At 58.0% G+C, this 21,163-nt stretch carries 12 protein-coding genes and 1 pseudogene; 10 read left to right on the plus strand and 3 right to left on the minus strand.

Going from position 1 to position 21,163, the window contains the following annotated elements:
- The first annotated feature begins 410 nt into the window (after nucleotides 1-410).
- From R2E40_RS15465 to R2E40_RS15495, 7 genes are all read left to right on the plus strand, one after another.
- Nucleotides 411-2,045 (plus strand): anthranilate synthase component 1, encoded by a 1,635-nt coding sequence (locus tag R2E40_RS15465; RefSeq protein WP_318163818.1) that lies wholly within the window; start codon nucleotides 411-413, stop codon nucleotides 2,043-2,045.
- On the plus strand, nucleotides 2,038-2,637 hold the full coding sequence (locus R2E40_RS15470) for an aminodeoxychorismate/anthranilate synthase component II (RefSeq protein WP_016351382.1): 600 nt from the start codon (nucleotides 2,038-2,040) through the stop codon (nucleotides 2,635-2,637). The genes R2E40_RS15465 and R2E40_RS15470 overlap by 8 nt, the downstream gene beginning before the upstream one ends.
- Nucleotides 2,638-2,647: 10 nt before the next feature.
- Entirely contained in the window at nucleotides 2,648-3,676 is a 1,029-nt protein-coding gene (trpD, locus tag R2E40_RS15475; protein WP_318163819.1) for an anthranilate phosphoribosyltransferase, read from the plus strand.
- Nucleotides 3,676-5,172 carry a bifunctional indole-3-glycerol-phosphate synthase TrpC/phosphoribosylanthranilate isomerase TrpF gene (trpCF, locus tag R2E40_RS15480; protein ID WP_318163820.1) on the plus strand — a complete coding sequence of 499 codons (1,497 nt, stop codon included), beginning with the start codon at nucleotides 3,676-3,678 and terminating at the stop codon, nucleotides 5,170-5,172. Before trpD ends, trpCF begins: the two co-directional genes overlap by 1 nt.
- Nucleotides 5,173-5,252: 80 nt before the next feature.
- Entirely contained in the window at nucleotides 5,253-6,446 is a 1,194-nt protein-coding gene (gene trpB, locus R2E40_RS15485) for a tryptophan synthase subunit beta (RefSeq protein ID WP_318163821.1), read from the plus strand.
- A complete protein-coding gene (gene trpA, locus R2E40_RS15490) occupies nucleotides 6,443-7,249 on the plus strand; it encodes a tryptophan synthase subunit alpha (RefSeq protein ID WP_043121624.1) in 807 nt (268 codons plus the stop codon). Before trpB ends, trpA begins: the two co-directional genes overlap by 4 nt.
- A gap of 1,023 nt (nucleotides 7,250-8,272) precedes the next feature.
- A complete protein-coding gene (locus R2E40_RS15495) occupies nucleotides 8,273-10,870 on the plus strand; it encodes an N-6 DNA methylase (RefSeq protein ID WP_318163822.1) in 2,598 nt (865 codons plus the stop codon).
- A 144-nt stretch (nucleotides 10,871-11,014) separates the two neighbouring features.
- On the opposite strand, the pseudogene R2E40_RS15500 reads toward R2E40_RS15495, so the two are convergent.
- A pseudogene (locus R2E40_RS15500) lies at nucleotides 11,015-11,553 on the minus strand (metal-dependent hydrolase).
- A gap of 141 nt (nucleotides 11,554-11,694) precedes the next feature.
- On the opposite strand from R2E40_RS15500, the gene R2E40_RS15505 reads away from it, so the two are divergent.
- Both R2E40_RS15505 and R2E40_RS15510 read left to right on the plus strand, forming a co-directional pair.
- Nucleotides 11,695-11,937 (plus strand): DUF3297 family protein, encoded by a 243-nt coding sequence (locus tag R2E40_RS15505; protein ID WP_005302916.1) that lies wholly within the window; start codon nucleotides 11,695-11,697, stop codon nucleotides 11,935-11,937.
- A 197-nt stretch (nucleotides 11,938-12,134) separates the two neighbouring features.
- Nucleotides 12,135-12,677, plus strand: coding sequence for a beta/gamma crystallin-related protein (locus R2E40_RS15510; RefSeq protein ID WP_318163823.1), 543 nt, complete (start codon nucleotides 12,135-12,137; stop codon nucleotides 12,675-12,677).
- A gap of 69 nt (nucleotides 12,678-12,746) precedes the next feature.
- On the opposite strand, the gene R2E40_RS15515 is transcribed toward R2E40_RS15510, so the two are convergent.
- Both R2E40_RS15515 and R2E40_RS15520 read right to left on the minus strand, forming a co-directional pair.
- Nucleotides 12,747-13,190 carry an inhibitor of vertebrate lysozyme family protein gene (locus tag R2E40_RS15515; RefSeq protein WP_318163824.1) on the minus strand — a complete coding sequence of 148 codons (444 nt, stop codon included), beginning with the start codon at nucleotides 13,188-13,190 and terminating at the stop codon, nucleotides 12,747-12,749.
- Between the two features lie 181 nt (nucleotides 13,191-13,371).
- The gene (locus R2E40_RS15520) at nucleotides 13,372-14,583 is read right to left on the minus strand and encodes a NupC/NupG family nucleoside CNT transporter (RefSeq protein WP_016351392.1); all 1,212 of its coding nucleotides are present in this window, start codon (nucleotides 14,581-14,583) and stop codon (nucleotides 13,372-13,374) included.
- Nucleotides 14,584-15,637: 1,054 nt separating this feature from the next.
- Between R2E40_RS15520 and R2E40_RS15525 the strand changes: the two genes are divergently transcribed.
- On the plus strand, nucleotides 15,638-21,115 hold the full coding sequence (locus R2E40_RS15525) for a retention module-containing protein (RefSeq protein WP_318163825.1): 5,478 nt from the start codon (nucleotides 15,638-15,640) through the stop codon (nucleotides 21,113-21,115).
- Nucleotides 21,116-21,163 lie beyond the last annotated feature (48 nt).

Below are 21,163 nucleotides of genomic sequence, written 5' to 3' on the forward strand. Positions count from 1 at the left end.
CACCATGGGTACACATTCGGTGAAAGAAGGCTAAAAAGCGACTTGACTTGGCCGCGGCTTTATCGTTTTCTGTAGGCACTTCATTGCAAACATCTTTTTACAGGACTTTATCATGCAAACGACTTCCATCCTGACCATCTGGTGGTGGCACACTCCCTGACATGCGGGCGTGTGGTCGTTGCTGTACCTGTAAATCTGACAGCAAATAAAGAACCCAAAGAAAAAGCCCGCTGACCCCAGCGGGCTTTTTTATTATCCGGCAAATGGACCTGTGATGAAACCGAGAATTCAGACAAGCAACCTGACCTGGCGATGGCGCCCCTGAACCAGCCACCCCAGACCCATTAAATTTTCAAGGAATTCAACGTCATGAACATCGGTAAACAGCATCACACGCAAGGGAACGCACTATGACAGCCAGCCATCGCCTTCCTCTGGGTGAATTCGATACCCTCACCCTCAACGCCCCCTATGTGGCCGATCCGCTGGCACTCTACAGCGAGCTCTGCCAGGGTCGCCCCAACAACCTGCTGCTCGAATCGGTCGAGATCGACTCCAAGGCCGGCAAACAGAGCCTGCTGCTGGTGGACGCCTGCCTGCGCATCGAGTGCCGTGGCCGCACCGTGCGGGTGCGCAGCCTGAACGACAACGGCGCCCAGCTGCAGAGCCTGCTGGCCGAGCGCCTGCCCGCCGCCGTTGCCCAGAGCCTGGTGGCCGGCGAGCTGCAGCTCGACTTCCCGGCCTCCGATCGGGAACAGGACGAAGACAGCCGCCTCAAGGGGATCAGCGTGCTGGACGTGCTGCGCACCCTGCAGCGGGAGCTTGATTGCCAGCTCGGCAAAGAAGCCCTGTTTATGGCCGGCAGCTTCGCCTACGACCTCATCGCCTCCTTTGAAGATCTGCCCGAGGTACCGGAGGGGAGCAACGACTGTCCCGACTACTGCTTCTACGTAGCCGAGACCCTGATCACCATCGACCACATCGCACGCTCCACTGCGCTGCTCGCCTGCATCTTCGGCGGTGACAGCGACGAGAGCCGGGTGGAAGACAGGTACCACCGCCTGAGCGAGCGCCTCGCCCAGTTCAAGCACGCCTGCCAGCAAGCCCCCGCGCAGGCCCCGGCCACCCCGGCCCTCGCCGGCGGCATGAGCATGGACAAGAGCGACAAGCAGTTCTGCGCCGAGGTGGAGAAGCTCAAGGGCTTCATTCGCCGCGGTGACATCTTCCAGGTGGTGCCGTCCCGCTGTTTCTCCATGCCCTGCCCCAGCCCCGTCGCCGCCTATCGCCGCCTCAAGCAGACCAACCCCAGCCCCTACATGTTCTACGTGCAGGATGAGGGCTTCACCCTGTTTGGCGCCTCCCCCGAGAGCGCGGTGAAATTCTGCGCCACCAGCCGCGACGTGGAGATGTACCCCATCGCCGGTACCCGCCGCCGCGGCTTCAACCCCGATGGCAGCATCAACCGGGATCTCGACGGCCGCATCGAGCTGGAACTGCGTCAGGACGAAAAAGAGGTGGCCGAACACCTGATGCTGGTGGATCTGGGCCGCAACGACATCGCCCGCATCTCGGAGCCCGGCACCCGCTACGTCAAGGAGCTGCTGAAAGTGGATCGCTACAGCCACGTGATGCATCTGGTCTCCAAGGTGGTCGGCACCTTGCGCTCCGATCTTGACGCCCTGCACGCCTATCAGGCCTGCATGAACATGGGCACCCTCACCGGCGCCCCCAAGATCCGCGCCAGCGAGCTGATTCGCATGATGGAAGGCAAGCGCCGCGGCAGCTACGGCGGCGCGGTCGGCTACATCAACGGCGCCGGCGAGATGGATACCTGCATCGTGATCCGCTCCGCGTTTGTCAAAGAGGGCGTGGCCCACGTGCAGGCCGGTGCCGGCGTGGTCTATGACTCCAAACCCCAGGCCGAGGCGGACGAGACCCGCGCCAAGGCGGCGGCCGTGCTGGCCGCCATCGCAGCCAGCCATGGCACCTCCCTGCAAGCCCTGAGCGCCCAGCAGGAGCAACATAAGGACGTGAGCCATGACTAACATCTTCCTGCTCGATAACTTCGATTCGTTTACCTACAACCTGGTGGATCAGTTCCGCTCCCTCGGTTATCCGGTGCGGATCTACCGCAACAGCCTGCCGGCGAGCCGCATCATGAGCGAGATCGCAGCCTGTGAAGGGGACGCCGTGCTGGTGCTCTCGCCGGGGCCGGGCGCCCCCCACGAAGCGGGTTGCCTGATTGATCTGATCAAACTGGCCCGTGGTCAGGTGCCCATCCTCGGCATCTGCCTCGGTCATCAAGCCCTGTGCGAAGCCTATGGCGGCACGGTCGGGGCGGCGGGCGAAATCGTCCACGGCAAGCGTTCGCTGATTGAGCACAACGGCCACGGCGCCTTCGCGGGGCTGCAAAGCCCCTTGCCGGTGGCCCGCTACCACTCGCTGGTCGCCACCTATGTACCGGAAGAGCTGACGGTGATTGCCCACTATCAGGGCATGCCCATGGCCATCGAGCAGCAGGATGAGCGGGTGCTGGGCTTCCAGTTCCACCCGGAATCCATCATGACCTCGGAAGGGGCCCGCCTGCTGACCCAGGCGCTCGCCCATATCACCCGTCCAGAAAGCAGCGTGCGGTAAGGAGACCAACATGCATCATCATCTCAATACCCTCTATCAGGGTCAGTCTCTAAGCCGTGAAAGTACCCGCGACGCCTTCGGCCAGGTGGTACGTGGCGAAGTGGATCCCATAGTTCTCGCCAGTCTCTTGACCGCCCTCAAGATCAAGGGGGAGACCCCGGAGGAGATCGCCGGCGCCGCCGAGGCCCTCTTGGCAGAAGCGCGCGACTTCCCGCGTCCGGATTATGAGTTTTGCGACATCGTCGGCACCGGGGGCGATGGCCTCAACACCATCAACGTCTCCACCACTTCGGCGCTGGTCGCCGCCGCCTGCGGCCTGAAAGTGGCCAAGCACGGCAACCGCTCGGTCTCGAGCAAGTCGGGTTCGAGCGATCTGCTGGACAAGATGGGCATCAAGCTCGACATGAGCCCGGCGCAGGCGCGCCGCTGTCTGGACGAGCTTGGCATCTGCTTCCTGTTCGCCCCCCAGTATCACGCCGGGGTGCGCCACGCCATGCCGGTGCGCCAAGCCCTCAAGACCCGCACCCTGTTCAATGTGCTGGGGCCGCTCATCAACCCGGCTCGCCCCACCTATCAGCTGATGGGGGTCTATGCCCCCGAGCTGGTGCGCCCCATCGCCGAAACCCTGCTGGCACTGGGGCTGAAAACCGGTATGGTGGTGCACGGCGCCGGGCTGGATGAAATTGCCATCCACGGCCCGACCCAGGTAGCCCAGATCCGTGACGGCGAGATCCGCGAGTTTCTGCTCACCCCGGCTGACTTTGGCCTGGAGACCTATCCGGTCAGCGCCATTCAGGGGGGGGAGCCTGAAGAGAACCGCGCCATCACCGCCGCCATTCTGGAAGGGCGTGGCACCCCGGCCCACAACGCAGCCATTGCCGCCAACGTGGCACCGCTGCTGCTGATGGCAGGCAAGGCGAAGGATCTCAAGAGCGCGGCCGCCCAGGTGCTGGCGGTGCTGGCAAGCGGCAAGACGGCGGAGCTCGCCGCTCGGCTGGCTACTTTGAGCCATCAGGACGCGGGTCATCAGGAGGCATGATGTCAGCCACGACTCTTCACAGCAGTCATTCAGAACGCCCGCAGGGCAATAGCCAGCTTCGCAAGGATAACGAGATGTCAGACCTTATTGCCCCCCATGCTTTTCTGAACATGGCCTCCATCAGCCAGACCATCCTCGGCAAGATCGTGGCGGCCAAGCAGGAGTGGGTCGCGGCCCGCAAGCTGGCCCAGCCGCTGGCGAGCTTCCAGAGCGCGCTGACCCCAAGCGATCGGGATTTCGTCGGGGCGCTCAAGGCGGGCTCCACCCGCTTTATTCTGGAGTGCAAGAAGGCCTCCCCCTCCAAGGGCTTGATCCGCGACGATTTCAGCCCGGAGGCCATCGCCGACATCTATGGAAAATACGCCACCGCCATCTCGGTGCTGACCGACGAGAAGTTCTTTCAGGGGGATTTTGCTTTCCTGCCGCGGGTGCGCAGCCGCGTCCAGCAGCCGGTGCTCTGCAAGGATTTCATGATTGACCCCTATCAGGTCTATCTGGCCCGCCACTATCAGGCGGACGCCATCCTGCTGATGCTCTCGGTGCTCACCGACGAGGGCTATCGTGCCCTGTTCGCGGTGGCCAAGGAGCTGGGCCTTGGGGTGCTGACCGAGGTGAGCAACGAGGAGGAGCTGACCCGCGCCATCGCACTGGGGGCGCCGGTGATCGGTATCAACAACCGGGACCTGCGGGATTTGAGCGTCGATCTCAACCGCACCAAACAGCTGGCCAAAGACATTACAAGCGATCGGGTAGTGATCAGCGAATCCGGCATCAACCACCGCGCTCAGGTGGCGGATCTGCGCCACCACGCCAAAGGCTTTCTGGTGGGCTCATCCCTCATGGCCGAGCCGGATCTGGAAGCAGCGGTGCGCAAGCTGGTACTGGGCCAGAACAAGGTATGTGGCCTCACCCGCGCCGAGGATGCCGCCGCCGCCCATCAGGCGGGCGCGGTATTTGGGGGTCTTATCTTTGTGGCCAAAAGCCCGCGCTACGTGGACATTCCCGCCGCCCGCGCCGTGATGGCGGGCGCGCCGCTCTCTTACGTCGGGGTATTTCGCAACGCCCAGCCCGCCACCATCGTCAAGACGGTGGAGGCGCTAGGGCTCACCGCAGTCCAGCTGCACGGGGATGAGGATGCCGCCTATATCGAGGGACTGCGCGCGCTGCTGCCGGCTGGCTGCCAGATCTGGAAGGCAGTTGGAGTCACAAGTGGTGAGCCGCTGCCCGCCCTCGACTACCCGGCGGATCGCCTGCTGCTGGATACGAAAGTCGGCAGCCAGAGCGGCGGCACCGGTCAGGCGTTCGACTGGGCCCTGCTGGCCCATCTCGATAAAGCCAAGTTGATGCTGGCAGGCGGACTCAATCCCGACAATGCCCTGCAAGCCGCGCAAGTGGGCTGCCTCGGCCTTGATTTTAACTCCGGGGTGGAGAGTGCCCCGGGCCAGAAGGATACACACAAGCTGGCGGCCGCGTTTGCCGCCCTGCGCCAACTGTAAGCGCGCCCTGTGAGGCCGCCACTGAATCACTGTTTCGTAATTGATGTTCCGTTTTCGACTCAAGGTATAAGGAAGAAACCATGACCCTGCTCAACCCGTTTTTTGGTGAATTTGGCGGCATGTACGTGCCCCAGATCCTCATCCCCGCCCTGCTCCAGCTGGAGAAGGCCTTCGTCGATGCCAAGGATGATCCGGCCTTTATCGCCGAGTTTCAGACCCTGCTGACCGAGTATGCCGGTCGCCCGACTCCGCTCACCCTGACCCGCAACCTGACCAAGGGCACCAAGACCCGCCTCTATCTGAAGCGTGAAGACCTGCTGCACGGCGGCGCCCACAAGACCAACCAGGTACTGGGTCAGGCGCTGCTGGCCAAGCGGATGGGCAAGAAAGAGATCATCGCCGAGACCGGTGCCGGTCAGCACGGCGTGGCGACTGCGCTGGCCTGCGCCCTGCTCGGCCTCAAGTGCCGGGTCTATATGGGCGCCAAGGATTGCGAGCGCCAGAAGCCCAACGTCTTTCGCATGAAGCTGATGGGCGCCACCGTCATTCCGGTGCACTCCGGCTCCAGCACCCTGAAAGATGCCTGCAACGAGGCGCTACGGGACTGGGCCGCCAACTACGAGTCGGCCCACTACCTGCTTGGCACCGCCGCCGGCCCGCACCCCTTCCCCACTATCGTGCGGGAGTTTCAGAAGATGATCGGCGAAGAGGCCAAGGCCCAGTGCTTCGAGAAGGAAGAGCGGCTGCCCGATGCGGTGATCGCCTGCGTTGGCGGCGGCTCGAACGCCATCGGCATGTTTGCCGACTTCATCGACAACCCTGAGGTGCGCCTGATCGGGGTCGAGCCGGGTGGTCACGGTATCGAGAGCGGTGAGCACGGTGCGCCGCTGGGTCACGGCAGCAAGGGGGTCTTCTTTGGCATGCACTCCTACCTGATGCAGGACAAGCAGGGGCAGATTCAGGAGTCCTACTCCGTCTCGGCGGGGCTCGACTTCCCCTCCGTCGGCCCGCAGCACGCCCACCTGGCCGCCATCGGCCGCGCCGAGTATCCCTCGGTAACCGACAAGGAGGCGCTGGACGCCTTCCAGGAGCTGGCCAAATCCGAAGGTATCATACCGGCGCTGGAGTCCTCCCACGCGCTGGCCCACGCCCTCAAGATGGCCCGCAGTGAACCGCAAAAAGAGCAGGTGCTCATCGTCAACCTCTCCGGCCGTGGCGACAAAGATATCTTCACCGTTGCCGACATCTTTGAAAAAGAAGGAACCTTGTCATGAACCGTTACGCACAACTCTTCTCCCGTCTGGATGAAGCCAATCAGGGCGCCTTTGTGCCGTTCGTGATGCTGGGTGACCCCACTCCTGAACTCTCGCTGGCCATCGTCGATGCGCTGGTCGCAGGGGGCGCCGATGCCCTCGAGCTTGGCATTCCCTTCTCCGATCCGGTGGCGGACGGCCCCACCATTCAGGGCGCCGCCCTGCGGGCATTTGCCAGCCACACCACCCCGGACGACTGCTTCGAGCTGCTCGGCCGCATCCGCGCCAAATACCCGCAGCTGCCCATTGGCCTGCTGGTCTACGCCAACCTGGTTTATGTGCGCAAAATTGACGGCTTCTACGAGAAGTGCCAGCAGGCAGGCGTGGATTCAGTGCTGGTCGCCGACGTGCCGGTGCAGATGTGCGCCCCCTACAAGGCGGCCGCCGACAAGTTCGGCATCGACAGCATCTTTATCGCCCCGCCCAATGGCGACGCCGAGACCCTGCAACAGGTGGCGGAGCTCGGCAATGGTTACACCTATCTGGTGAGCCGCGCCGGCGTGACCGGTGCCGAGACCAAGGCCGGCATGCCGGTGGAGGGGCTGATCAATACCCTGCGCGAGTTCAATGCCCCCCCCGCCCTGCTCGGCTTTGGCATCAGCGAACCGGCTCAGGTGCGTGAAGCGATCGCCGCTGGCGCCGCCGGTGCCATCTCCGGCTCCGCCGTGGTGAAGATCATCGAGACCCACCACCAGAACCCGGAACATATGCTCACTCGTCTGAAAGAGTTTGTGGAAGGGATGAAGGCCGCGACCAATCGATAAGGGGCGGCATGAGTCACATGCCATTAGCCGTGAGTGAGCCGGCTGCGAATCCGCCTTACGTATAACAGCCATCGTTGCATCGCCGCATCCAAGGGAGCCTGACCGGCTCCCTTTCTTTTTTCTTGCTTGCACCCTCGTGCAGCTCCCGGCTGTTTGCCCCTCTCCCTCCGGGAGAGGGCTGGGGTGAAGGCGGCTTTGCATTCCCTGCCAAATGAGTTGCTCTCTCAACCCACGCCTCAATGACTAATTTATTGATCCAACACAGATTCCCGCCAAAACCCGCTTCTCAACGCACCACCTCCCCCTTAAGATACCCGAATGACAATCAACCTCTCGGAAGAACGCCATGACAGCGATTGTTGCTATCTCGCAGGTTAACAGCAGCAAACTGGGAGCTGTCACTCAGGGGCGGTAGCCTTGCCGACGCTTGCCATCACCGACTACTTCATTGTTTCTTTATACAGGTGACATGGAAAAGTTAAACGAGGAGGTCAAGCGGATACATTCAAGCATCAGAGGAAGACGGGTAATACATTGATTTAGCTTGATTTTTTTCTTGGCAACCATCATGGCAAAGCGGAGTTATATGGAAGACTCTGCTATCGGATTAGTGCCGCCTTCTATCTAATCACTGTTAGGCGCTGCGCAATTCCAGTTTCAGGCTTTTCGCTCTTTTCACCGGCAGCTGATTTTCTGTTTTGCGTTTGGTTTTTTTCAGCAATCCAGCGACGCTTTCCGCTGCGGTTGAAATTTCAGCGTTCTGGTTGGTGTGGGCACCGTTTCACGGCGGCTGAATTGGAAACACTGTCTCAGCAACGCATCAGCTTCAACGTGCTTGCCACCGATTCGTGGCGCTTGGCTTACGGGCGTGGTAATTTATCTGCAGTTTCGTCGCGAAACTGGTTCAATGCAGTGAACCGCTGTTTTTTTAATCCGACTGAGTGCTATTTAAGCAGCGTGGTTCGCCTAACTCCAACGTTATGCGCCCGACATGTCACAATCTATTTAACACCGAGAGAGCTAATGAATAATTTTGAAGTGCAAAAAAATGAAAATGGAAAGATCATTGATTTTCTTGATGGCGTTGAATTAGAAGCCACACCTGAAGAGTTTGTAAGGCAGCAATATTTACGGATTCTTCATTTCGAATATCAGTACCCCAAAAATGTTCTCGCGCGAGAAGTGCCCATTCACTATGGCAGTAAAGAGCTAACAGATAAATTGGGCAACATCGTCAGAGCTGACATTGTTATATATCGAACAAGCAAGGCAAAGCAAGACAGAAATCAAGGCGCAATTGCTTTGGTTGTCGAGTGTAAAGCTCCGAATATAACCACTGGATACAACCAATTAGTATCGTATATTTACAATACGAGTGCAGAAGGAGGCGTTTGGTATAACGGTGACGCGCCACAATATTATCGACGACTTTTTGCACCAACAAATGATCTAATTGACTGGACTGGCGTCCCAAGAAAAGATGAGGCATGGGATGCGCTTGGTCAAAGAAAAAAAGAAGACCTAAAGCGTCCAAAAGACATTAAGGGGCTGATGCGACAGTGCCATAACAAACTTCATGGGCGCGGTGTTGATGGCGATGAAGATGATCTAACTATGGATGTGGTCAGGCTCATCCTTGCTAAAGCAATGGATGAAGAGCGCGCTGATGAATATTGTGAGTTTTATTGCACCCCAGAGGAATATAGAACAGAAGAAGGCAGAGATGCAGTTGCATCACGAGTTCATAATTTGTTTGCGCAAGCGAGGTCGGACAATTCAGATGTGTTCTCAGAACACGAAAAAATTTCAGTTGGATCACGATCTATTTGTGATGTTGTGATCGAGTTACAACGTTATAGATTGCTCAGTGACCTTCATGAGTCTGAAGATTGGGACATCATGGGTCATGCTTATGAGCAATATACGGCCACCTATTTAAAGAAAAAACGAGGCCAGTTCTTTACCAATCGCCTAGTCGTAGACTTTTTGTCTGAAGCTCTAGATCCAGATTACCAGGATATTATTTTAGACCCAGCAGGAGGGTCAGGAGGGTTTCTCACAGGCGCGATGCGCTATGTGAGAAAGAAGATACTAAAATCAAGCGCAACAAATATATCGAAGCAGCGGCAACTTGATAAGCACCGCACAAATCTTTTTATGGTTGAAATCAGTAAGCGGCTAGTAAAGATCGCTAAAACGGCTATGATTCTTAATGGTGACGGTCATACTGGAATGACGCAAGGTGATTCCCTTGGCAAGATTTCAGATCTTAATGAGAGGGTTGTAGCTAGATGTGGTCCAGGGAAACCAACAATAATTTTAACGAATCCGCCATTTGCCGGAGTTGGCGAAGGTCGTATAACCGATCCCCAGGTGCTTGATAACTTCAATACAGGTATCCGATGGTCAACGCGAGGCGGTGAATATTTTTCAACGGGAGAGAGAAACACAGAGGGTGTACCACCTGAAATGTTATTTTTCGAACGTTGCCTGCAATGGATAGCTCCAGGTGGAAAAATCGGCATCGTTATGCCAAAAAGTTTCCTGGATACGCAAACGTACTACCCAGCAAGGCGGCTGCTTCTTGAAAATTATCGTCTGCTGGCAGTCATTAACTGCCATAAAGACACGTTTCAGCCGCACACAGGCGTGAGGACAAGTCTTTTAATTGTGGAACGCCCTTTGCAGGCTAATAACGTTGAGTCTGATTACGAAATATTTATGGCTATTTCAAAAAAAATCGGACAAGACAGCGAAGGCTTCCCAATTTTTAAGAGGAATTCTGACAATGAAACGACAGAAGTAATTGACCATGATCTTGATGAGATTCTGGAGGATTACAAACTGCACAAAAACGGCAAACTCAATAACTCCGAGTACAGATTCTCCATTAAAAAATCAGATATAGATACTCAGTTACGAATAAACCCACAGTTTTATTTGCCAAATTTAAACGAGACCATTCGGCAAATCGAGTCTATCGATGGAATTGAAGACTGGTCAGTAGTGACTCTTGGTCAAATTTGCCCTGGCGTTAGAATATTCAAAGGTCCAAGGCTTAAAAGTGAAAACCTAATAGTCGAAAATCCAGGCGAAGGCATTGAGCCATACTATACGCCTTCAGCAGTTCTTCAAGAAAAATCTGACAGCGCAAAATTATTGAATGTTGCAATCGCATCAGCTAAGCAAATTGCAACAATAAATGCAGTAAGAGTATACCGAGGTGACATAGTAATAACTAGATCAGGAACTATTGGTCGGGTCGCATATATCACCAAAAGATTGAATGGCGCAATTGTATCAGATGACTTGATTCGCGTTCGAATTCCAGATGAAAAAATCAGAAGCTATGCGTTCCAATTTTTGCAGTCCGAGATGGCATTAAATCAAATGCTAAAAAATGAATACGGCGCAGTGCAGCAACATTTAGAGCCGAATCATGTGTCAGATATTTTGATTCCGATACCTGCCAACTGGGTTGATGCCAACCAACTTATTGAAAATGTAAGGAATCAACTTTTATTAAAAGAAGCTTTAGAGGATGCAACGTCCAGCCTTGATCAGGATGTATGCAATCTCATTGGCAATTTGATTGAAAGAGCCAGGGTAAAAAACTCATAACATAGGGGTCAAGCATACTAGGAAATCTGGGACACCCATCTTTCTGAACAAGGTGTTGCATCACCAGAGTCAAAGAGATGGGTGTCCAAGTTCTGCTTTTTGGCTCAGCCAAGATATATCCAACAACCCTTGCCAATCCCGCGACTACCGCCCCCTTCCCCACACCCGCCACCCCATCAACACCAGCATCAATACAACCCCCGGCAGCCAGACCCCGTAGAGCTCTGAGAGGATCACCGCCTCACCTCGGGCGGTGAGATAGGCCTCCAGCTTGAAGGGGGCGACCCGAATTACCTGCCAGGGGGCGAAGAAACGCTCGTCACGCCAAGGCCAGAGCCAGCCAACCCCCTTGCCGCCGGTGGTCAGCGAATCGAGCGGGCTGTGGGAGAGCAGCGAGATCAGCAGAAACGATCAGACGGTGGCGGCGCTCGCCTTAAGCTGGCGGTGAAACAGCATGGCCAGCGTGGGCAGGGCAAAGGCAAAGGCAAACAGCAGTGAGTGGGTAAAGCCGCGGTGGCCAAAGACATGGCCGTAGGCGACCCCAGTTTGAAGGCGAGTACGTCGGCATCGGGCAGCATGGCGATGGCAATCCCTGCCAGCAGCAGGCGCGGCGGGATAATCCGGCTGCCAAGCCCGAGCCCAAGGCAGAGAGGCACGGCGGCGTGAGTGACTATGGTGGGCATAGGGTGAAGCTCCAACTGAAAACGTGAGCCTACCTTATCCCCGCTTGGTGAAGTGAAGGTGAAGTTGCGGGTCGCCAGCCTTGAGCCCATGGCGGGCATTGCCTACAATGACCCACTTTTTATCACACTCAGGTAAATAAAATGAGCGACAACAAACCGGCCCTGCCCGACCGTCTGGCGGCCAACCCGCGCAGCCCGCACCATGTGGCTGAGTGCTTCCAGCACGAGATCGGCATTCGCGTGAACGGCAAGGAGCGCACCAATGTCGAGGAGTACTGCATCAGCGAAGGTTGGGTGAAGATCCCCTCCCCCAAAGCCAAGGATCGCTATGGCAACCCCATGCTGATCACTGTCAAGGGCACCGTCGAGGCTTTCTACGCCTAAGCCGCCTTGACCGCGCGCCCCGCTGGGCCCGCCGCCATGCTGTTCAGAACACCGGCCTTGTGCCGGTGTTCTGCTTTGGGCTCTGCATCTTGACGCCTGTGGCGGGCAAGGAGTGTCGCAGCGGGCGCCGCTCTCTCTTGCATCGGGCCTGCGTCTCGGCAATCCTTGCCGCCCCTTGAACTGGCAAGATCTCATCCATGAACAAGCTGTTTGTCCTGCTGGCGCTGTTGACCCTGAGCACAGCGGTCCGCGCCGATATTCTTATCAATCCCCAGATCGTGGTGAACGGCCAAAGCAATGGCGGCGGGCGTATCCACATCTGTACCCTGACCCCCTTCAACAGCGTCTATGCCGATGCGGGGCGCAGCGAATGGCTGGCGCGCCAGAAGGTGAGCCGCCGCTGCCAGCAGGGCCAAGGCAACAACAGCCTGTTTTGCGAACCGGCCAAGGCAAGCTGCCTGACAACCCGATTGGACGAAGGGGACGACGCCAGCACCCTGCTGGTGTTCGACGGCGCCCACCAGAGCGGCGAGTCCCTGCGCATCGACCGGGATATTGCGGATCTCGGTCGCTACGGCTTTGCCAACCGCATCTCCTCCTTCACCGTGCCGGCTGGCTGGGTGGTGCGTTTCTTCGAGGAGACCGATTTTCGCGGTGGCTACTACACCCGCAAGGGCGGCGAGCAGGAGGCGACCGACTTCAACAACCGCATCCGCTCGGTGCGGATCCTGAGCCGCTAGCGCCCTGCCCCATCACCTCTTCGCCATAAAAAAACCTCTGCCTGGGCAGAGGTTTTTGCTTTTCGATGCTTACTGCCAGTTGGGGTCGGCCTCAACCTGCTTCATCAGGGCGGCCTGCATCCCCTTGTCCGGCTGGCCGAGCCAAGTGTAGCGGGCGAACCTGGACGGGGTTTCGCGGGCAGCATCGCTATCCGGCAGGTCGATCAGCACGCCCCACACCCGCTTGGCCTTGGCATCCACCAGCAGTTGCATGTAGTGGCTGGCGCAGTCGTGAGGCTTGCAGACCGAACCGCTCTGATACGGGGTGCCGACCACGGCTTCGAGCGGGGAGCTGGTGCCGTTGCCGCTGCGCACCCACTTGGGCAGGTTCTTGATGCCCTGGGTCGCCTTGGCCCAGGGGGCCTTGAAATCCGCCGACAGCAGCAGATCCGAGGTATAGATAGCGGCGGCAAACGCCGGCGCGGCGCCGACCAGCAGCAGGGAGAGCGCCAATGCGCGAGAGAAACGGGTCATGATGTGATTCCTTGTTATATGAATGCCTGAACGGGCGCGGGCTGGCCGCGCGCCATCACGCTACCGCCTGCGCCCGCTCCTGTCGAGCCCACTCTGTGCCGAGGCGTCAGTGGCTGGCGCCAGATGGACGACACCCCGCCGCGCCAGTGGCGAGACGGGGTGTGCATGGGGCAAGGGTCGCTTAGCCGAGGGAGGCGAACAGCCCCGCCAGGGTGGCGCTCATCAGGTTGGCCAGGGTCGCCGCCAGCACCGCCTTGAAGCCGAGGCTCGCCACGTCGTGGCGGCGCTCCGGTGCCATGGTGCCGATAGAACCCAACTGCACCGCAATGGAGCCCAGGTTGGCAAAACCGCACAGCGCGAAGGTGATGATGATCTGAGTGTGGGCGCTGAGATCCTGCTTGATGTTGGCAAAGTCCAGGTAGGCGACGAACTCGTTCATGATCACCTTCTGGCCAATCAAGGATCCTGCCGCCATCATCTCGCTGGCCGGCACGCCGATGAGCCAGGCCACCGGGGCAAACAGATAGCCCAGCAGCTGCTGCAGGGAGAGATCGGCCCAGCCGAACCACTCACCTACCGTGGTGAGACCGGCGTTGATCATGGTGATGACGCTGACAAAGGCCAGCAGGATTGTGCCGATGGCCACCGCGATCTTCATGCCGCTCATGGCGCCGCCCGCCAGGGCGTCGATGGCGTTGCTGTAGTCGCTCTTGTCGAGGGTGATCTCGGCCTGCTCGCGCACCTGTTGCTGCTCCGGTACCAAGAGTTTCGCCATCAAGAGGCCACCCGGCGCCGCCATAAAGGAGGCGGCGATCAGGTATTTCAGATCCACACCGAGCCCGGCGTAGCCACCGAGCACGGAGCCTGCCACCGAGGCCATGCCACAGGTCATCACCGCAAACAGCTCGGAGCGGGTCATGCCGGCCAGGAAGGGGCGGATCAGCAGCGGCGACTCCCCTTGCGAGAGGAAGATGTTGCCGGTGGCCACCAGGGATTCGGCGCGGCTGGTGCCGAGCAGGCGGTGAATGCCGCCCCCCAACACCCGGATCACCCACTGCATGATGCCGAAGTGATAGAGCACGGCGATCAGCGCGCTGATGAAGATCACCAGCGGCAGCACCCGCACGGCGAAGATGAAGCCGTTGCTGGCCAGATCGCCAAACACGAAGCGGATGCCGCTGTCGGCAAAACCGAGCAAGGCGGAGACGCCGTTGCTCATGGCACCGAGCATGATTTGACCGGGGGGGAAGTAGAGCACCAGGGCGGCAAAGCCGGTTTGCAGGGCGAGGGCCCCCAGCACGGTCCGCCAGCGGATGGCACGGCGGTTTTCACTGGCCAGCCAGGCGATAAACATCAGGGCCAGCATACCGACCAGACTCAATAACAGCGTCATCTTGCACCTATGAAGAGAGAAGTTTCATACGGCAAGTCTGCAGACAGGCATCGCAGGGAACGGGCGGGAGAGGTGCCGACCCCGCGACACGCAGACCACAAACCTACAGGTTAGTGGCGGGTCCCATCCTGGGGTCATTCACGTTCCGGGTGACGGCGAGTATCGGGTGACGCCAGCGCCGTCGCAGAGAGAGCTGCGGCCGGGTGGCAGGTCGGGCGGCGATGGTACAGTGATCGCCGTCACAGAAAAAGCGGTAAAACGATTGGCAAGCATAACTTTTTTATGTCTTAGGAAAGTGTGCTCAAGGATGCAACATCCCCCGGGTTTGCGTAGACAGAAGATAGGAATGATTTGCAATAACTGGCTGAGCTACTGGCCAGCGTAATATGCAGCAGGTATCAGCAGGAGATCTTGCTTCAAGAGACAGATCACAGTGTTATCTACACCGCCCCCTCTACATACAGTATTAAAATGCACATAGCCGATTACTTATTCAGACCATCAACCAGCTCCCTATCAGTGACAAGTACTTATTTTCTCGCACGTGTTAAAAACAAGGATATAAATAGTCGAAATCATCGGTTTCGTTTCACATAACAGGCAGAAAACTGTCATCCACCACCCGCCAAAAAACGCCGATTTTTATAAAAACAACCTATAAAACTGATATTTCAGTGCATTTCTTCCAGCTATTATCGCGTCACCAGAAAGATGAAAACGTTTTTCAATTAAACACCTTAAAATTTCTTTATTCTCATCAAAAAATAGAAGTTTGCTCATACAATGAGCACCCTGCATATGTATACCTTTCCGGTGCTAGAGATGGCACAGAAAAATACTTGAATCCTGAATATAAAAATAATAATCACAATAAAATCATACCCATACCAAAACTCAGCCAGGGTTTGGGTTAATGAAAACATACCATGAAAAAGCCACTTGAGGATTCAATACACTCTCCTCTGCCCTGGACGGCACAGACAGTTTTTTAAATTTATCAGTTCAGACTATTAGGAACACACGCAACATGCACAAAATCCTGCTCGATCAAGCTATGGAACTCACTAAGGCTCAAGGAGAGTGCTGGATCGTTTTAAAAGATGGCTCACTCAAAGCCGTTAATGTCGGCGATATACTTCCTAAGGGTGTGCTACTGGTATCCCCTTCGGATGTAGAACTGACACCGCCAGCCATGGCGAGTGTAAATAACCCAATTCCCGACGAAACCATCCCCTCCGCCGGGAGTGAAATCTCCCCGACCGTTGAGCAAGAGCTGGCAGCCATCCAGCAAGCAATTCAGGATGGGCAGGATCCGACCGAAATCGCCCAAGCAACCGCCAGCGGCGGTGCTAGCGCAGGAGGCATAGCGGGCTCAGGTAATGCGGGTGTCATTGTCACCGAACGTACCGCCAAGGCGACCATTTCCGAAGCGGGTTTTGATACAACCCATAGCAGCCGTGACCCGCAGCACCAGGATGCGCTACCGGGTGACGAGATCGCAGGCATGATAGAGCATCCACCGGTTGCTTTTGATCAGCAGCAGATCATTTCTGAAGACACACCGACCCTGTTCGCGCAGGTTCCTGTAGCGCAGGATCTCGATAGCGACGGCATTAATCCTCAGGGTTACACCCTGGTGAGTAGCGTACAGAGCGGTCAACTGACCCTCAATGCCGATGGCAGTTACCAATATATTCCCTCCCCCGAGTTTCAATCCCTACGAGAGGGTGAGACGCGCCAAGTCTCCTTTACCTATGTTGCAACCGATCCGAGTGGCAACCAGAGTGCCCCGGCCACGGTGACCATCACCATCACCGGCACCAACGACACCGCCACCATCGGTGTTGCCACCCCGGGTGCTGACCAGGGCGCCGTCAAAGAGGACGTGACCCTCACCACCGGCGGCAAGCTGGTCGCCACCGATGTCGACAACGGCGAAGCCGTGTTCCAGCCCCAGACCCAGATCAAAGGCGCCCACGGCACCTTCTCCATCGATACCGATGGCAACTGGACTTACGAGCTCGACAACAACGACCCGCAAGTACAGGCCCTCAAAGAGGGTGAGTCCCTGCCCAGCGAAACCTTCGTGGTCAACAGTGCTGATGGCTCTGCCCAGCACACCGTCACCGTCGCCATTACCGGCACCAACGACAGCGCCACCATCGGTGTCGCCACCCCGGGTGCTGACCAGGGCGCCGTCAAAGAGGACGTGACCCTTACCACCGGCGGCAAGCTGGTCGCCACCGATGTCGACCACGGCGAAGCCGTGTTCCAGCCCCAGACCCAGATCAAAGGCGCCCACGGCACCTTCTCCATCGACAAGGATGGCAACTGGACTTACGAGCTCGACAACAATGACCCGCTGGTGCAGACCCTCAAAGAAGGCGAATCCCTGCCCAGCGAAACCTTCGTGGTCAACAGTGCTGACGGCTCCGCCCAGCACACCGTCACCGTCGCCATCACCGGCACCAACGACAGCGCCACCATCGGTGTCGCCACCCCGGGTGCTGACCAGGGCGCCGTCAAAGAGGACGTGACCCTTACCACCGGCGGCAAGCTGGTCGCCACCGATGTCGACCACGGCGAAGCCGTGTTCCAGCCCCAGACCCAGATCAAAGGCGCCCACGGCACCTTCTCCATCGACAAGGATGGCAACTGGACTTACGAGCTCGACAACAATGACCCGCTGGTGCAGACCCTCAAAGAAGGCGAATCCCTGCCCAGCGAAACCTTCGTGGTCAACAGTGCTGACGGCTCCGCCCAGCACACCGTCACCGTCGCCATCACCGGCACCAACGACACCGCCACCATCGGTGTCGCGACTCCGGGTGCCGACCAGGGCACCGTCAAAGAGGACGTGACCCTCACCACCGGCGGCAAGCTGGTCGCCACCGATATCGACCACGGCGAAGCCGTGTTCCAGCCCCAGACCCAGATCAAAGGCGCCCACGGCACCTTCTCCATCGATAAAGATGGCAACTGGACCTACGAGCTCGACAACAATGACCCGCTGGTACAGGCCCTCAAAGAGGGTGAGTCTCTGCCCAGCGAAACCTTCGTGGTCAACAGTGCTGACGGCTCTGCCCAGCACACCGTCACTGTCGCCATCACCGGCACCAACGACACCGCCACCATCGGCGTCGCCACCCCGGGTGCTGACCAGGGCGCCGTCAAAGAGGACGTAACCCTCACCACCGGCGGCAAGCTGGTCGCCACCGATGTCGACCACGGCGAAGCCGTGTTCCTGCCCCAGACCCAAATCAAAGGCGCCCATGGCACTTTCTCCATCGACAAGGATGGCAACTGGACCTACGAGCTCGACAACAACGACCCGCTGGTGCAGGCCCTCAAAGAAGGCGAATCCCTGCCCAGCGAAACCTTCGTGGTCAACAGTGCTGACGGCTCCGCCCAGCACACCGTCACTGTCGCCATCACCGGCACCAACGACACCGCCACCATCAGTGTTGCTACCCCGGGTGCCGACCAGGGCGCCGTCAAAGAGGATGTGACCCTCACCACCGGCGGCAAGCTGGTCGCCACCGATATCGACAACGGCGAAGCCGTGTTCCAGCCCCAGACCCAGGTCAAAGGCGCCCACGGCACCTTTACCATCGATAAAGCTGGCAACTGGACTTACGAGCTCGACAACAACGACCCGCTGGTGCAGGCCCTCAAAGAAGGCGAATCCCTGCCGAGCGAAACCTTCGTGGTCAACAGTGCTGACGGCTCTGCCCAGCACACCGTCACCGTCGCCATTACCGGCACCAATGAAGCGCCCGTTGCACAGGACGATGGTCTGGCCAACAACAAGACAGTCACTCTCGATGGACAGAACTGGGATACCAGCGGCGATATCAAGGTCGATTACTATGTCATCGATGCCAAGACCGGACAGAAAGTGGCCGATGCCGAGAAATCAGATTACACCGGCGATGGCGACCATCGCTTCGGGGTGAAATCCGGAATCGAGCAACCAGGTGCAGACACGGTTCAGGCCGGGCAGCTCGGCTACCTCGACAGCGCGGATCAGAGCGAAGCCATGCGCTTCACCTTCCAGCAGGGGCAGGTTGCCAACCATGCCACCATCCAGGTCAAGAACCTGTGGAGCGACATAGCGCATGGCAGTTGGGAACCGGGTATCGAGCGGGGTGTCTGGAAAGCCTTCTACAAGGGCGAGCTGGTTGCGACCGGTATCTTCGAAGGCACCTCTGGCGGTCGACAGGATGTGCAGATCGATGCCGGTGGCCGTTACTTTGACACCATCGAAATGTCAGCCATTGGCTACAAGGATGGCATCGTCGATCCGAAAGGTTCCGAGTACTTTATCACCCAAGTCACCGCAGAACTGACCCGCTTCGATAAGGCCTATCAGACCAATGAGACCGGCGTACTCTCCCTCGATGTGTTGAGCAATGACTCGGATCCCAACGGCGATGCCATCACCATCGTGCCGGGTAGTTACCCGGACTATGTCACCCTGGTCAATGGCAAGCTGCAGTTTGATGCCGCCAAATACCTGCTGACGTTGCCTGAAGTTGAACGGGATTTGGCTGCGGGCGAAGCCAAAGAGATCAAGTTTGACTACGTCATTCGCGACACTCACGGTGCCACCGATCACGCCAGCGTCACCATCACCCTGATCGGTGAGACACAAGCTGCTCCGGCGCCACTGCATGTGACAGTGCAAGAGGATGGACTGGCTGGCGGTACACACGCACACAGCGAAGGCCCTCTGCCGGGCGCTCAGGGTGCTACGCCCCACGACTACCAGTTTGCCACTCAGCAGCCAGGCACTGCAGCAAGCAGCGCTGGCAAGCCGCTGAGCTACGAGGTGAGCAGTGATGGTCTGACCCTGACCGGCTTTATCATGGAGGCAGGCCAAAAGGTCAACGTGCTGACGGCGCAGCTGAACCCGCAGAGCGGCACTTATCAGCTGGATCTGTTCCGCCCGCTCGATCATGGCACCGCCGGCAAGGACACCCTCTCCCTGCCGTTCGAGCTCGACATCAAGATTGGCAACCAGCACACCAAGGGAGAACTGGTGATCGATGTGATCGACAGCGCTCCAGCCCCTGCCCACCTGACCCTCACCACCGGGGACATGGCGCCACAATCCAACTCCGTCATCATTGCACTGGATATGTCCGGTTCCATGAATGACTATGTCAAGGACGCAAATGGCCAGTGGGCCACCCGATGGTCACTCTCGCAACAAGCCATCAAGGCGATGTTCGAGCAGTACGACAAGCTGGGAGATGTACAGTTCAAGATTGCCACCCATGCAGGTTATCCGGATGGTCAGATCTCAGGCTGGCTGCACTCCCAGGCCGAGATCCAGCAGTTCTTCAGCAAGCTGAGCCCGGCAGGCTGGACCCCCTACGCTCAGGCACTCAACCAGCTTGATGCCATTCTGTCTGATAGACAGGATCAACAGGCCATGGCGGGGAGCAACAAGCAGTTCTACTTCCTCTCCGATGGCGCCCCCTCGGACTTTGGCTACTGGTTGAACAATAAAGACCAGTCAGAGATGTTCCGCGATCGCTTGATGAAGGGCATCAGCCCGGATGAGGTGGGTGGGGAGCAGCACTATCAGGATCTGCTCACTGGCCGGGTTGAACCGACCAAGGCCGAGCAGTTGCTGATCCTTGGCGAGTCCATGGAGCACATTCTGAATCAGCATGGCAACCCTTTTGACAACGTCAATATGCTCGCCATCGGTCAGAGCTCCTCGCTGGAGTATCTGACCCCTATGGCGGGTCATGATGGTACCGCCATCAAGGTGGAAAAGGATGCCGACCTCATCAGCACCCTCACCGAGTCGGTACCAGGCCAGTTGCACGGGGATCTCACCGGACCATCGATCGAGGGCGAGTGGGTCGATCGCCTGACCCATGATGGCCACACCTACTTCTACGATCAGCAGCAAAACGGCATCTTCGCCCACAACAACGATACCGACATCAAGATAGCCGATGGCAGCAAGCTGACCCTGGATACCACTAATGGCAAACTGGCGCTGAACTTTGAAACCGGCCAGTACGACTATCAGGCCAAGGATGTGCATGGCGATGGAGAGGACAAGTTCCTCCTTACCCTGCGCGATGGAGATGGCGATACCGCTGACACCACTCTGGTTATCAAGGTCACTGATCTGCAAGGGGGAATCAGCGCATCACCCTTGACTCAGGGGACGGATGAGAAATCTGCCGCCTTTGCTCACTCTGTTCCCTTGCTCGGTACAGAGACGCAAGATGCACTCATTGAGCTGCCTGTCAGCCAGCCGGCGGCCTCTGTCAATCATGTGGAGAGCCCGATAACGACCGGGATAGCCATCAGCGATCTACTTGGACATGATGAGATGGGCAGCCTGCTCACCCAGGTCGTGCCAGCTACTCAGCACTCTGCTGGCAGTACCCCTGAAGGGCTGACCGTGTCAGCGCTGCCGGATGACAATGCCCCTGACTTGCTCAGTCATACCATGTCAAACCCGGTATTTGATGAGTTGTTGTCACAACAGCAATTTATCCAGTAACCCCTCAAGCCCGGCCCCCAACCCAACCGTTGGGGGCTTTTTTATCCC

The organism is Aeromonas sp. CD (assembly GCF_033349375.1).
In the GTDB taxonomy this organism is placed as follows: domain Bacteria; phylum Pseudomonadota; class Gammaproteobacteria; order Enterobacterales; family Aeromonadaceae; genus Aeromonas; species Aeromonas hydrophila.

Coding starts and splice junctions, on each gene's coding strand:
- R2E40_RS15465 (WP_318163818.1), top strand. CDS start 411: ATGACAGCCAGCCATCGCCTTCCTCTGGGTGAATTCGATACCCTCACC.
- R2E40_RS15470 (WP_016351382.1), top strand. CDS start 2,038: ATGACTAACATCTTCCTGCTCGATAACTTCGATTCGTTTACCTACAAC.
- trpD (WP_318163819.1), top strand. CDS start 2,648: ATGCATCATCATCTCAATACCCTCTATCAGGGTCAGTCTCTAAGCCGT.
- trpCF (WP_318163820.1), top strand. CDS start 3,676: ATGTCAGCCACGACTCTTCACAGCAGTCATTCAGAACGCCCGCAGGGC.
- trpB (WP_318163821.1), top strand. CDS start 5,253: ATGACCCTGCTCAACCCGTTTTTTGGTGAATTTGGCGGCATGTACGTG.
- trpA (WP_043121624.1), top strand. CDS start 6,443: ATGAACCGTTACGCACAACTCTTCTCCCGTCTGGATGAAGCCAATCAG.
- R2E40_RS15495 (WP_318163822.1), top strand. CDS start 8,273: ATGAATAATTTTGAAGTGCAAAAAAATGAAAATGGAAAGATCATTGAT.
- R2E40_RS15505 (WP_005302916.1), top strand. CDS start 11,695: ATGAGCGACAACAAACCGGCCCTGCCCGACCGTCTGGCGGCCAACCCG.
- R2E40_RS15510 (WP_318163823.1), top strand. CDS start 12,135: ATGAACAAGCTGTTTGTCCTGCTGGCGCTGTTGACCCTGAGCACAGCG.
- R2E40_RS15515 (WP_318163824.1), bottom strand. CDS start 13,190: ATGACCCGTTTCTCTCGCGCATTGGCGCTCTCCCTGCTGCTGGTCGGC.
- R2E40_RS15520 (WP_016351392.1), bottom strand. CDS start 14,583: ATGACGCTGTTATTGAGTCTGGTCGGTATGCTGGCCCTGATGTTTATC.
- R2E40_RS15525 (WP_318163825.1), top strand. CDS start 15,638: ATGGAACTCACTAAGGCTCAAGGAGAGTGCTGGATCGTTTTAAAAGAT.